A 12384-nucleotide genomic window follows, 5' to 3' on the forward strand; every position below is an offset into this window, starting at 1 on the left:
CGGGCACCGTCGATCAACCATCCACCCTTCACCTCCGCGGTAGGGGCCAAAGAAGAGACATGAAGCATTACCTGTTCCCCCTGTTTGTCCTCCTGCTGAGCCCCCTGGCCGCCCAGCGCATCGTACCCCTGGCGGAGCACGCCCAGCTCTTTGACGGGCGGCCCGGAGTGGCGGCGTCAGGGCTGGTGGTGTGTGGCGACCCCGAGCTGCCCGGCGTGGAACGGATCATTTCCGGTGGCGACCGCTCGGTCCGCATTGACCTGGATACGGCCGGACTGGGCAGTGACCTGACCGACTACCGCTGCATCGGCTGCGATGACTTGAACTTCGGGACCGTATTGCTCCGGTCGGATACCGTGGTGTATACGGCCCTGCCGGGGGTGGTTCAGGGGCTGGATACCCTTGGACTTACGGTCTGTTCACCCCGTGGGGTATGCTCCGACACCACCCAGCTGGTGGTGCTTGTGCAGCGCGCGCCCCGCACCGTAGAGCTCGGCAACCGCCTGGTGGCCCCGGAATCCACCACCGCCATCCGCATCCCGGCCGATTCCCTCCTGCCCGGGGGTGCCTTCTGCCGGACGATCGCGGGCTGCGCGGACGACTACGCCGGCCGGGGCCAGCGGCTGTCGTTTACCGGTACCCTCGGCCAGGACAACGACTTCACCTATGAGGCCGGCCGCTACGGGGGGACGGACGCCGTTTGCGTCACCGTCTGCAACGACCTCGGCCTCTGCGATACTTACCGGGCCACCTTCACCATCGACCGGCCGGCGGTAGCCCTGCCCTTCTTCGACGACTTCTCTTACGCGGGCGTGCGGCCCGCCACGTCCCTCTGGCAGGACGAGGACGTGCTCGTCAACCGCAGCTACGGGGTGAACCCGCCCTCGCTGGGGGTGGCCACCTTCGACGCCATCGACCTGGACGGACGGCCCTACGCCGGTACCGGCAGCGGCCGGCGTGGCGTACCCCGCGACTACCTGACCTCGGTGCCCATTCAGCTGTCCGGCCGGACCGGCAGCGTGCTGTCGTTCTACCTTCAGCCCCGGGGCCTCGGCAATCGTCCGGAGGTGCAGGACAGCTTCCTGGTACAGTTCCTCTCTGCCCAGGGCAACTGGAATACCGTATTCGCCCGGGAAGGCCTGCCCACTACCACCTCCAACACCGAGGTGAGTGCCTTTACGGGCGTAGTGGTCCCGGTACCCAATGAATACCTCTACGATGGCTTCCAGTTCCGCTTCGTGAACCTGAGCACCGAGCAGGGGGCGGTCGACAACTGGAACCTCGACTACGTGAAGCTGAGCGACCAGTCCACTTCGCTGGTCACCCAGGACCTGGCCCTCAGCGAGGAGCCTTTCCGGCTGGTGGCCCCCTATACCAGTCTGCCCGTGCGCCACCTCCAGGCCGCCGGCCAGGCGTTGTTGGTGGACAGCATCTTCCTGAAACTCTGGAACCACCGCGCCGACGTTACCCCGGTTACCCGTTCGACCTACGAGGTGAGGCACCGGGCCGTTCCCACCTTTATATCCGGAGCGGGGCTATTCCCCTCATCGTACTTTGGCCAGGACAACGGCATTGCCCCCCTCAGCCTGGAGATCCGGGGCGCCACCTTCGACCAGCTGCCCACCTACCAGGCGATCCGCAGCTTCCTTTTCGACCTTGACCCCGAGCAGGACTACCGGCTGGAGACGACCTACTCGCTCACGGTGGCCACCGAGGACCCTGGCTTCTCTCCCTTCATTGCCGCCAACAACACCGCGACCCAGGTGACCGTGTTGGACGACTACTTCGCCTACGACGACGGCACCGCGGAGGTGGCCATTGAGGGGCAGTCCGGCAACGTGATCGTCCAACGCTATACGGCCTTCGTGCCCGACCAGCTGGTGGGGATTCGCATCCGGCTGCCGCGCGGACTCGGCGGGGTGGGCGACCAACCCCTTAACCTCGTGGTGTACGGCGCCGGGGAGGACGGGCAGCCCGGTGAGCTGCTCTACAGCGCCAGCGAGCCCGTGCTCTACGCCGAGGACTTCTACACCGATTCCCTACAGGCCTTCACCAGCTACGCCCTGCCGGAACCCCTGGACCTTCCCGCGGGTGATTTCTTCGTCGGGTGGCGGCAGGCTACGGCCAGCCGTTCCCTGCCGGTGGGTTTCGACCGGAACAATCCCGTTGCAGACGTACAGTTCTTCGATGCCGGCAGCGGCTGGCAGTCCCTGAGCGGATCGACCGGCGGCGCCATCATGATCCGGCCCCTGCTTTCCGGAGCGGAGGTGATGCCCACGGCCACCGATGATACGGAGGCGGACCTGCCACTGGAAGTGTTCCCTAACCCGACCAGCGGCACCCTGTCATTCCGGCTGTCGCCTTCCCTTTCGCTGGCGGAGCTGCACGTCCGGCTGCTGGATCTGGCCGGGCGTACGGTTAAGGCGGGGCAGGGGGTTGATCGCCTGGACCTGAGCGACTTGCCCCGCGGGATTTACCTGCTTGAATACCGCGTCGGGGACCGCGCCGGGCGTCAAAAGATTGTCAGGCACTAACCTATTTGCTTTTTTCCTTGTTGGGTTGAGAAACAGTTTAGCAACATGGAAGCAACCGTCGACGAACTCAAAAAACGGGAAAAGGAAGGCAAGGACGACTACGTACTGCTTGATGTCCGCGAGGACTACGAGCGGGCGGAATTCAACGTCGGCGGCATCCACGTCCCGCTCGGACAACTGAGCATGTCGATGGATAAACTGACCCCCTACCGCGACCAGGAGATTATCGTGTACTGCCGCAGCGGCAAGCGCTCGGCCATGGCCCAGGAATTGCTGCGGCAATCGGGTTTCAAGAACGTACGCAACCTGGAGGGCGGCATGCTGGCCTACCAAGGCTAGGCATTACCGTTTGCGGTAGACGTCGGCTTCAAAACCGGCCGAGCGAACGCGCCCGGCCAGTTCCCGGGCTTCGGTGTAGGTGTCGGTCCGGTCGACCAGCGCCACGGCGTAAGTGCCGCGGTCGAAAATCCGGAGGGCGGTTTCGGCGAAGCCGGCCTGGACCAAGTCACGAACCCGGGTGCGGGCGTTGATCTCCTGTCGGAAGGTACCGGCGATGACCAGGAAGCGGCCCGTTGAGTCTCCGGCCGCGGTTTCCATGGTGTCGTTGGCCGTTGCGGGTACGAGGTCGCGGAATTGCTGCTCCTGTTGCAGGCCGGATTCCCGGCTTCCCACCGTCTCCGTGCGGAGGTCGGTTGAATCTATCGGGTAGGATTTTGGCAGTTCCGTATAATTGACATTATCTTCGAACCCGGTTGTGTCTTCCCGGGAAGCGGAAAGCACCTGAGAGATCAGGAGCGACAAAGCCACCAGGCACAAAATGAGGATGACGAAAACGACAACGGATGATTTCTTCATTGACCGACGGTAACGAAAAGATTAAGTTCTAGAACCCAAAGATATTTAGCGCGGTATCGGTTTACTCAGGCCCGATAAATTCGGGAAATGCCTTACCGCCGCCCACCAGGGCACAAGATTTTGTCAAGTGTTTGCTTTTTGGAAAGACCGTTTTTTCAGGGAGCACCGTCAGGTGCTCCCTTTTTTTGCTTAAACCATTCTTTTTCCTTCGACGTTGGCAGTACTATGTCCGAACCCTCTTCCTTCCCCTTTCCCCCCGCGGCGGCCAATGACCCTACCGCGCCCGGGCGCAAGGAGGATCACATTGAGTTGGCCTTTCAGTCGCAGACGGATCGCGCTACCCTGGATCAGCGGTTCGACTATGAGCCTTTGCTGGCGGCCCACCCGGCACCGGGCAGTCTGCCCCCGGTAACGTGGGGCGGCAAGCGCCTGCGGGCCCCGCTGTGGGTAAGCAGCATGACCGGCGGCACGGAAAAGGCCCTCACCATCAACCACAACCTGGCCCGGGCGGCCGGCGAATTCGGCATCGGGATGGGCCTGGGCAGTTGCCGGAGCCTGCTCTACGAGGACCAGCGGTTCGAGGATTTTAACGTCCGCCCCCTGGCCGGATCCGAAGTGCCCATTTTCGCCAACCTGGGCGCGGCCCAGGTGCAGCATTTGCTGGAGCGGGGTGAGGCGGGGCTGGTTACCCAGCTCATCGACGCCCTGCAGCTCGACGGCCTCATCGTGCACGTCAACCCCTTCCAGGAGTGGCTGCAGCCCGAGGGCGACCGGTTTACGGTGTCTCCCCTGGAGACGATCCGCGAACTGCTCCGCGAGTTGCCGACGCTTCCCCTCATCGTCAAGGAAGTGGGGCAGGGGATGGGCCCCGCCAGTCTGCGCGCCCTGTTGCAGCTGCCGATCCTGGCCCTGGACACGGCCGCTAACGGCGGTACCAACTTCAGTAAACTGGAACTCTTCCGCTCCGATGCCCTGGCCCGCACCGCCTACGGGGGCTTGACCCAGGTAGGCCATTCCGCGGAGGAAATGGTGCGGCAGATCAACCGGCTGGTCGTAGAAGAGGGCGACAAGGTGCGCTGCGCGAACGTCATCGTGAGTGGTGGGGTGAGTGATTTCCTGGACGGATATTACCTGACGGAGCTTTCCGCCCTGCCGGCGATCTACGGACAGGCCTCGGCCTTTTTGCGCCACGCCCGGGAGGATTACCTCACCCTTCAGCGCTACGTTGCTACCCAGTTGCGTGGTTTAGAGTTGGCCAAGGCCTATCTTCGCCCCCGGCCTTAAATCTTACACCCTTCCCCTGTGGCCGAGCAAGTACGCGATCCTCACCGCATCAGCGGATTCAGTAAATTCGATAAGGCGCAGCGGCGCCAGTGGCTTCTGGAGCATTTTCTGCCGGAATACGGGGAGGATGATTTCGCCTTCTTCGAAGCCGGCAGCCCGGATCTCCAGGAGGTCCTCGACAACTTCAGCGAGAATACGGTAGCCAACTTCCCCCTGCCCTTCGGCGTGGCCCCCAACTTCATCATCAACGGCAAAACCTACGCCGTGCCCATGGTCATCGAGGAGAGCAGCGTGGTCGCCGCGGCCAGCAGCTCGGCGAAGTACTGGTCCACCCGCGGAGGATTCCACGCCGAGGTGATCGCCTCGGAGAAGCTCGGTCAGCTGCACTTTCGCTGGAGCGGCCGTCCGGAGCGCCGGGCCGCCCTGTTCCGGGAGGTGGAAGACCGCCTGCAGGAAGCCACGGCCGACATCACCGCCCGCATGGAGAAGCGGGGTGGGGGCGTACGCCGCATGCAGTGGAAGCACTTCCCCCAGGTAGATCCCCAGTGTTACCAGTTGCTGGTCAGTTTCGGTACCGGCGACAGTATGGGCGCGAACTTCATCAACACCGTCCTGGAAACCTACGCCGCCGAACTGGAGCGCTGGGCGGAGGAAAGCGCGGCCCTCTCCGACGACGAGCGGGAGCTGGAGATCATCATGGCCATCCTGAGCAACCACACCCCGAACTGCGCGGTGAAGGCCTGGGTGAGCTGCCCCATCGAAGACATGAACATCCCCGGCTCGGGGGTGGACGCGGCCGACTTCGTCCGCCGCTTTGAAATGGCCGTCGCCATTGCCCGTGAGGACCCCTATCGGGCCGTCACCCACAACAAGGGCATCATGAACGGCATCGATGCCGTGGTGCTTGCTACCGGCAACGACTTCCGGGCCGTCGAGGCCGCCGCCCACGCCTTTGCCGCTGCGGGGGGGCAGTATGCCTCCCTGAGCCGCTGCCGGGTAACCGACAAGGTGTTCCACTTTGAGCTAACCCTTCCCCTGGCCCTGGGCACCGTAGGAGGGCTCACCCGCCTTCACCCCCTGGCCGACCTCTCCCTGAACCTGCTGGAACGCCCCGACGCCGAGGAGTTGATGTGCATCGCAGCAGCCACTGGCCTCGCCCAGAACTTTGCCGCCCTGCGCAGCCTGGTCACTACCGGCATTCAGCAGGGACACATGAAAATGCACCTGCAGAACATCCTGTCCAGCCTCCAGGCCAGTCCTCCCGAGCGCCGGCAGACCGTAAGCTTCTTTGAGGGCCGCACCATCAGTCACCACGGGGTCCGCCAGTACCTGGACAAGCTGCGGGAGGGGAAGGTGAAGTAGAGGAGCTGTCGAGTTGTCAGACATCGGATGTTGTCCGCCTGCTAAAATGGCAGACATCGGATGTCTGAAATTTTGTCAGGCTAGTATTTCCTTGATGTTTGGCCGAAACAACATCGGTAAAGCTCGATTTCGCGCTGTTTTCGCCCAATCAACATCCGATGTCTGACAAAAAGTCATGAGGACAACATCCGATGTCTGTCACAGCCCACCAAAAACACAAAACCCCGCCTCCAACCAAGGAAACGGGGTTTGTATGCTAGGCGCCTCAGAAAGGGCTCGAACCTTTGACCTACGGATTAACAGTCCGCCGCTCTAACCAACTGAGCTACTGAGGCAGGACGCTTAAGCGGACGCAAATTTACGTGGTCCGGGTTTATTTTGCAATCTTTGCGGGCCTAAAATTAAAAATATGAGTCTGCTCGCAGTCGGAACCCTTGCCTACGATGACGTTTACACCCCCTACGGAGAAGTAAAAATGATCGAGGCGGGCAGTTGCACCTACATCGCCATGGCCGCCACCCACTTCGTGGAACCCGTTCAACTGGTGTCCGTCATCGGGGGCGACTTCAATGACGACTTCCTGGCCGACCTCGAGCGCCGCGGTGCCGACCTGGAAGGGGTGGAGGTGATCCCCGACGGCAAGTCGTTCTACTGGGCCGGCCGCTACCACGACGATATGATGGGCCGCGATACCCTCGATACCCAGCTCAACGTCCTGGCCGACTTCGCCCCGAAGCTGCCCGCCAGCTACCGGAAGACCGACTACATCATGCTCGGTAACCTGACGCCCGCCGTACAGTCCAGCGTTCTCGACCAGCTCGAGGGGCAGCCCAAGCTCATAGCCCTCGATACCATGAACTTCTGGATGGACCACGCCCTGGAAGACCTCAAGGCCGTACTGCGGCGCATCGACGTACTCATCGTCAACGACGAGGAGGCCCGCCAACTCAGCGGCGAGCTCAGCCTGCTGAAGGCCGCCGCCAAGATCGTGGAGATGGGTCCCAAGATCCTCATCATCAAGAAGGGCGAACACGGCGCCCTGCTCTTCAGCGAGGACAACCTTTTCTCCGCCCCCGCCCTGCTGCTGCCCACCGTAGTGGACCCCACCGGTGCCGGCGACACCTTCGCCGGTGGACTGATGGGCTACCTGGCCGCCACCGACGACCTGAGCTTCGAGAACCTGAAGCGGGCCGTCATCTACGGCTCGGCCATGGCCAGCTTCGTGGTGGAGGACTTCGGTACCCGCCGCATGCAGACCCTGGACCGTGAGCAGATCGACCACCGCGTCCAGCGCTTTGCCGACCTGATGCACGTGGCGCTCTAGGCGCCCGCCATGGAAGAACTGCTCGCCCAAGTCTACGCTACCGACACCGTGGAGTGGATCGCCACGGCTGCCGCCCTGGCCTACGTCTACCTGGCGGCCCGCGACAGCAACTGGTGCTGGTTCTTTGCCGCCCTCAGCGCGGCGCTGTGGGGGTATCAGTCGTTCGTGGTGTACCAGCTGGTCTCCGATGCCCTGCTGCAGGCGTTCTACCTGGTGATGGCCGGCGTGGGGCTTTTCCGGTGGCAACGCACCCGCGGTACCCGCCCCGAAAACGAAATGCTGGACGGTCTGGCCGTGGAACCGGCGCCCCCTGAAACGGATATTCAACGGATGTCCATCCTCGAGCACGCCCTGACCCTCGGCGGCGGGCTGGCCACCGGGCTGCTGCTGGGTTATACGGTGGGCTCACTGACTACGGCCACTCAAACCTACCTGGACGCGGTCACCACCACCTTCAGCGTGATCGCTACCTTTCTGCTGATCGGACGGCGACTGGAGAACTGGATTTACTTTATCGTCATTGACGCGGCTTACGTCTACATCTACCTCCGCTCCGGTGCCCTGCTGTTCGCATTGCTGATGGTCCTGTACGTCATCATGGCCGTGTACGGCTACCTCGCGTGGCGGTCAACCGTAGACCGTAGCTACGATACAGCGCGCTGAGGCGCGGTTGCGGAATTCACAGAGGTAGATGCCCTGCCAGGTGCCCAGGGCCAGCCGGCCTTCGGAGATGGGCAGCATGATGCTGTGGCCGATCATGGCCGCCTTGATGTGGGCGGGCATGTCGTCCGGCCCCTCGAGGGTGTGGACCAGGAAGGGGAGGTTTTCGGGTACGAGCTGGTTGAAGATGGACTCAAAGTCGGTGAGCACGTCCGGGTCCGCCGCCTCGTTCACGGTGATGGCGGCCGAGGTGTGCTGGATGAAGAGGTGCAGCAGGCCGGTCTGGGGGAGGTCGGGGAGCTGCTCCATGATCTCGCGGGTGACGACGTGGAAACCGCGGGGGCGGGCGGAAAGGCGAAAGGTCTGTTGGGAAACCACGGCGGGGGAGTTGGGTGGACCGCAAAAGTACGCCGGAGTGAACAGAGGCCCCGCCTTCGACCTATCAAAGGGGAAAACTTAAACGTATTCCATGCAGGTGTCCCCCAAGTTGGTGAATTTCGTGCTTCGGCTGTTCGCGCTGCTGGGCGTGGTAGCCATTCTGTATTACGGCAAGTCGCTGCTCATCCTACTGACCATCGCGGGGCTGCTGGCGATCCTGCTCGACCCCGTCGACAACAAGCTGCGCAGCTGGGGGTGGAAGCCCGGTTTCGCCATTGCCGGGGCCACCTTCCTCCTCCTGCTGTTCTTTGCCGGCATCTTCTTCGCGGTAGGCAAGCAGGCCGCCCGCTTCTCCGAGAACTGGCCGCAAATCGAGCAGCGCCTCACCGAGCAGGTGGAGAGGGTGCAGGAGAAGATCCCCATGCTGCCGGGAGGCGACGGCGGATCCGACCAAAGTGCCCCATCTTCCTCCACGACCCCACCCGCCGACAGCACCGCTACGACGGGCGGACAGGCCGGGGGCGGCAGCGGCGGTCTGCTCCAGGGACTGCCCATCCAGAGCGGCACCATCACCGGGGCCCTTTCCCAGACCCTGAGCGTGGTCGGGGATTTCCTGCTCATGTTCGTCTACGTCGTGCTCTTCCTGAGCCAGAAGGAGCGTTTACGGGAGTTCGTTTTGCGGCGTACTCCCGACGAGCACCGGGGTGAGGCCCACCAAGCCATGAACGAAGCTGCTAACGTAGCCCAGCATTACCTCAAGGGACGCCTCATCCTCATCCTGATCCTGTCGGTACTCTACGGGATCGGCTTCTCTCTCGTAGGCCTTGATTACGCCATCGTGATCGCCTTCCTGGTGGCCATCCTGAGCATCATTCCCTACCTGGGCAACATCATCGGCGGGTTCATCGCGGTGGCCATAGCAATCGCCAGCGGCGGCGGGGGCAATATGATTCTGGGCGTACTGGGGACCATTGCCTTGGCGCAAACCCTGGAGAGCTACGTTCTCACTCCCCTGATCGTGGGCGACGAAGTCGACATCAACCCCCTCACCACCATCGTGGCCGTCATCGGTTTCACCGTCATGTGGGGAGCGGTCGGCGCCATCGTGGCCATCCCCGTCATCGCCATCGTGCGCATCATCTTCAAGCACGTCCACGGGATGGAAGATTACGCCTACCTCCTCGGACAGGAGGAATAAGCCGGGGCGGACTATCTTGCGCCCCATAGCCAATAACCATGGGAGTACTCTACACCGCCGTTCAACACGCTCATTCCGGCCTGCGCTGGATCGTCCTCGTCCTGCTGGTCGCCGCCATCGGGCGGGCCCTGTCGCGACGCAGCGGCGGCACCGTCTATCCCGGCAAGGACAAGCTGGCGCTCCTCGGGCTCATTTCCGTCCACGTGCAGTTGCTGCTCGGCCTGGTCCTTTACCTGTGGCTGAGCCCCTACGTCCGCTTTGAGGGCAACGTGATGGCCGACCCCCAGATCCGCTTCTATACCGTGGAACACTTCGCGGGCATGATCATCGCGGTCATCCTCATCACCATCGGTTACAGCCGCGCCAAGCGGCAGGCGGAGCTCAACAAGGGCTGGAAAACCATAGCCCTCTTCTACGGCATCGGCCTGGCGATCATCCTGCTCTCCATCCCCTGGCCCTGGCGCGAGGGCCTCATGGGCGGCTGGTTCTAGCCCTACTCCACGTGCGGCTGCTCGATGAGGGTATTCTCTTCGCGGTGGTCGACTACCCCCAATCCCAAAGCCTGCAGGATCAAGGAAAGCGCGATCAGCAGGATGATGACGTAAACCACCTTTTTCAGGGTGGAGGAACTCTTCTTTTCGGGCGCGGGCGCGGGTGCCGGGTTGCGTCGTGACATAGCAATGCGGGTAGCTCGTGAAGCGAAACGGCCGGAGGGGGGGGATGTTCCTTTTGGGGGGCACTCGTGCTTAGGTCGAGGGCCTGCGGCCCGAGTTTTTGGTCTACCACGGAAGGCGCGGTCTCTGCGAGCCGGACCCTCGGAAGAGTCCTTCGCTACGCTCGGCCACATTCCGAGGTCCTGATTATCAGCACCTTGGAGTGTCTGCAAGACTTCCGAGGGTGCGGTCTGCTTCTAACTGGATACTCGGGAGAGCCCTTCACTGCGCTCGGCCCACCCCGGGTGGAGGGTCTCCAGGCCCGATTCGGTTGGCTCACGCACTATGACCGCGAGGCCCATTCCTGGGAATTGACCTCGCTATTTTGCAGCCGTCCCTGCCAGGGCCGGGCGAGGATAGATTTTCCATTCTCGCAGTACCATGGGCAGGGCAGCGTTCGGGCCTGTGGCCCGAGTTTTTGGCCTACCACTGAGGGCGCGGGGGCTCTGCGAGCCGGACACTCGGAAGAGTCCTTCGCTGCGCTCGGCCACATTCCGAGGTCCTGATGATCAGCACCTCGGAGTGTCTGCAAGACCTCCGAGGGTGCGGTCTGCGACTATCTGGACCCTCGGAAGAGCCCTTCGCTACGCACGGCCACATTCCGAGGTCCTGATTATCACCGCCTCGGCGTATCTGCATGACCTCCAGGACGTGCGGAACAATTTCCTGGTAAAAATGACCTACCGTTGGCTGCTGTAGCAAGCGCTTAGTTGATTACACAGTCTTTTTGGGTTACCGGTCGGCACCGCCGGCGGGTTCCTTTTTTAGAGCTCGTTTGGACTTTAACATTCGCCCTGCAAACGGTCTCTTTGCTACTGCCCTTCGTTCCCGGAAGTGGCTTCGGCTTCAGCGCAGGGCCCCTGCCCCGCGCTTCGCGGTGCTACGATCCACTTCCGGCGCCTCGGTCAGCACCAAAGAGCCCCATTTTCGGTCAGAAGGCCAAAGCCCAAACAAGCTCTTATCTTTGGCGCATGGCGAAGTTGTACCCCCGCGATACCCTCAATTTTCTGCGGAAGCTCACGCCACGTCGGGTAATCAACGCCACCCGGGTCATCGCCAGCTACTACGCCACTCGCTGGCTGCAACGGCCGGTGGTGTGGGGCAAGCCCTTCACCGTTTCCTTCGAGCCGACCACGGCCTGCAACCTCCGCTGTCCGGAGTGCCCGAGTGGGCTGCGGCAGTTTACCCGTCCGACCGGCAACCTGCGGGCCGACTTCTTCCGCCGCACCCTCGATGACATTGCCGACCGGCTGCTCTACCTCATCTTCTACTTCCAGGGGGAGCCTTACATCAATCCCGACTTCCTGGATATGGTGCGCGAGGCCACCGACCGCGGGGTGTACACCATCACCTCCACCAATGGCCACTTCCTCAACGACGCCAACGCCCGCCGCACCATTGAAAGCGGCCTGGACCGCCTCATCATCAGCGTCGACGGGACCACCCAGGAGGTATACGAGCAATACCGCAAATCGGGCAAGCTCGAGACCGTCCTACAGGGCGCCCGCAACGTCGTGCGCTGGAAGCGGGAGCTGAAGTCGGCCACCCCCCACCTCATCTTCCAGTTCCTGGTCGTGAAGCCCAATGAGCACCAGATGGGCGAGGTGGTCCGCCTGGCCGAGGAGATCGGCATCGACGAGGTGAAGTTCAAATCCGCCCAGCTCTACGACTACGAAAACGGCAACCCCCTCATGCCCGAGCAGGAGCAGTACGCCCGTTACTACAAGAAGTCGGACGGCACCTACGGCCTGAAGAACAAGCTCCAGAACCACTGCTGGAAACTGTGGCACAGCTGCGTCATCACCTGGGACGGGCTGGTGGCGCCCTGCTGCTTCGACAAGGACGTTACCCACCGCCTCGGTGACGTCAAGACCGAACCCCTGGCCGAGGTGTGGAACGGCGGCGCCTACGACGATTTCCGCCGCAAGCTCCTGACCGGCCGTGCCGAGATCGACATCTGCAAGAATTGTACGGAAGGGTGCGAGGTGTGGCTGGGGGCTGAGGTGTAGCAGGGTTAAACCAACATCCGATGTCCTCAGCGGGCGTGAAAGGGGAATTCTGACGGTTTTACTGGTT

At 62.6% G+C, this 12384-nt stretch carries 12 protein-coding genes and 1 tRNA gene; 9 read left to right on the forward strand and 4 right to left on the reverse strand.

Annotated elements, in window-relative coordinates; all coding sequences use genetic code 11:
• The first annotated feature begins 59 nt into the window (after window positions 1–59).
• Window positions 60–2534, forward strand: coding sequence for a T9SS type A sorting domain-containing protein (locus tag CGL56_RS14085; protein ID WP_099107212.1), 2475 nt, complete (start codon window positions 60–62; stop codon window positions 2532–2534).
• A 45-nt stretch (window positions 2535–2579) separates the two neighbouring features.
• Complete coding sequence (locus tag CGL56_RS14090; protein WP_099107213.1) at window positions 2580–2873, forward strand: rhodanese-like domain-containing protein; 294 nt, start codon at window positions 2580–2582, stop codon at window positions 2871–2873.
• Between the two features lie 3 nt (window positions 2874–2876).
• On the opposite strand, the gene CGL56_RS14095 is transcribed toward CGL56_RS14090, so the two are convergent.
• Window positions 2877–3389, reverse strand: coding sequence for an SPOR domain-containing protein (locus tag CGL56_RS14095; RefSeq protein ID WP_099107214.1), 513 nt, complete (start codon window positions 3387–3389; stop codon window positions 2877–2879).
• Between the two features lie 225 nt (window positions 3390–3614).
• Between CGL56_RS14095 and CGL56_RS14100 the strand changes: the two genes are divergently transcribed.
• Complete coding sequence (locus CGL56_RS14100) at window positions 3615–4673, forward strand: beta/alpha barrel domain-containing protein (protein ID WP_099107215.1); 1059 nt, start codon at window positions 3615–3617, stop codon at window positions 4671–4673.
• A gap of 18 nt (window positions 4674–4691) precedes the next feature.
• Complete coding sequence (locus CGL56_RS14105; RefSeq protein WP_099107216.1) at window positions 4692–6035, forward strand: hydroxymethylglutaryl-CoA reductase, degradative; 1344 nt, start codon at window positions 4692–4694, stop codon at window positions 6033–6035.
• Between the two features lie 261 nt (window positions 6036–6296).
• Here CGL56_RS14105 and CGL56_RS14110 read toward each other — a convergent pair.
• Window positions 6297–6370: transfer RNA gene (locus CGL56_RS14110), tRNA-Asn, on the reverse strand.
• 74 nt (window positions 6371–6444) lie between these two features.
• Between CGL56_RS14110 and CGL56_RS14115 the strand changes: the two genes are divergently transcribed.
• On the forward strand, window positions 6445–7359 hold the full coding sequence (locus CGL56_RS14115; protein ID WP_099107217.1) for a PfkB family carbohydrate kinase: 915 nt from the start codon (window positions 6445–6447) through the stop codon (window positions 7357–7359).
• Between the two features lie 9 nt (window positions 7360–7368).
• Window positions 7369–8022: a nicotinamide riboside transporter PnuC gene (gene pnuC / locus CGL56_RS14120; RefSeq protein WP_099107218.1), complete on the forward strand. Its 654-nt coding sequence runs from the start codon at window positions 7369–7371 to the stop codon at window positions 8020–8022.
• On the opposite strand, the gene CGL56_RS14125 is transcribed toward pnuC, so the two are convergent.
• Window positions 7987–8397: a secondary thiamine-phosphate synthase enzyme YjbQ gene (locus tag CGL56_RS14125; RefSeq protein WP_099107219.1), complete on the reverse strand. Its 411-nt coding sequence runs from the start codon at window positions 8395–8397 to the stop codon at window positions 7987–7989. The two genes, pnuC and CGL56_RS14125, sit on opposite strands and share 36 nt — an antisense overlap.
• Window positions 8398–8488: 91 nt before the next feature.
• Between CGL56_RS14125 and CGL56_RS14130 the strand changes: the two genes are divergently transcribed.
• Both CGL56_RS14130 and CGL56_RS14135 read left to right on the forward strand, forming a co-directional pair.
• Window positions 8489–9595 (forward strand): AI-2E family transporter, encoded by a 1107-nt coding sequence (locus CGL56_RS14130; protein WP_099107220.1) that lies wholly within the window; start codon window positions 8489–8491, stop codon window positions 9593–9595.
• Window positions 9596–9633: 38 nt separating this feature from the next.
• Complete coding sequence (locus tag CGL56_RS14135; RefSeq protein WP_099107221.1) at window positions 9634–10086, forward strand: cytochrome B; 453 nt, start codon at window positions 9634–9636, stop codon at window positions 10084–10086.
• 2 nt (window positions 10087–10088) lie between these two features.
• Here the strand turns inward: CGL56_RS14135 and CGL56_RS14140 are convergent, their stop codons facing one another.
• Complete coding sequence (locus CGL56_RS14140) at window positions 10089–10271, reverse strand: hypothetical protein (RefSeq protein ID WP_099107222.1); 183 nt, start codon at window positions 10269–10271, stop codon at window positions 10089–10091.
• A 1008-nt stretch (window positions 10272–11279) separates the two neighbouring features.
• On the opposite strand from CGL56_RS14140, the gene CGL56_RS14145 reads away from it, so the two are divergent.
• Window positions 11280–12317: an SPASM domain-containing protein gene (locus tag CGL56_RS14145; RefSeq protein ID WP_099107223.1), complete on the forward strand. Its 1038-nt coding sequence runs from the start codon at window positions 11280–11282 to the stop codon at window positions 12315–12317.
• Window positions 12318–12384 lie beyond the last annotated feature (67 nt).

Origin of the sequence: Neolewinella marina (assembly GCF_002631205.1) — a bacterium.
GTDB classification, from domain to species: Bacteria; Bacteroidota; Bacteroidia; order Chitinophagales; family Saprospiraceae; genus Neolewinella; species Neolewinella marina.

What these genes read in the sequence shown, in the direction of transcription:
- CGL56_RS14085 (WP_099107212.1), top strand. Translation starts at nt 60, where the DNA reads ATGAAGCATTACCTGTTCCCCCTGTTTGTCCTCCTGCTGAGCCCCCTG.
- CGL56_RS14090 (WP_099107213.1), top strand. Translation starts at nt 2,580, where the DNA reads ATGGAAGCAACCGTCGACGAACTCAAAAAACGGGAAAAGGAAGGCAAG.
- CGL56_RS14095 (WP_099107214.1), bottom strand. Translation starts at nt 3,389, where the DNA reads ATGAAGAAATCATCCGTTGTCGTTTTCGTCATCCTCATTTTGTGCCTG.
- CGL56_RS14100 (WP_099107215.1), top strand. Translation starts at nt 3,615, where the DNA reads ATGTCCGAACCCTCTTCCTTCCCCTTTCCCCCCGCGGCGGCCAATGAC.
- CGL56_RS14115 (WP_099107217.1), top strand. Translation starts at nt 6,445, where the DNA reads ATGAGTCTGCTCGCAGTCGGAACCCTTGCCTACGATGACGTTTACACC.
- pnuC (WP_099107218.1), top strand. Translation starts at nt 7,369, where the DNA reads ATGGAAGAACTGCTCGCCCAAGTCTACGCTACCGACACCGTGGAGTGG.
- CGL56_RS14130 (WP_099107220.1), top strand. Translation starts at nt 8,489, where the DNA reads ATGCAGGTGTCCCCCAAGTTGGTGAATTTCGTGCTTCGGCTGTTCGCG.
- CGL56_RS14135 (WP_099107221.1), top strand. Translation starts at nt 9,634, where the DNA reads ATGGGAGTACTCTACACCGCCGTTCAACACGCTCATTCCGGCCTGCGC.
- CGL56_RS14140 (WP_099107222.1), bottom strand. Translation starts at nt 10,271, where the DNA reads ATGTCACGACGCAACCCGGCACCCGCGCCCGCGCCCGAAAAGAAGAGT.
- CGL56_RS14145 (WP_099107223.1), top strand. Translation starts at nt 11,280, where the DNA reads ATGGCGAAGTTGTACCCCCGCGATACCCTCAATTTTCTGCGGAAGCTC.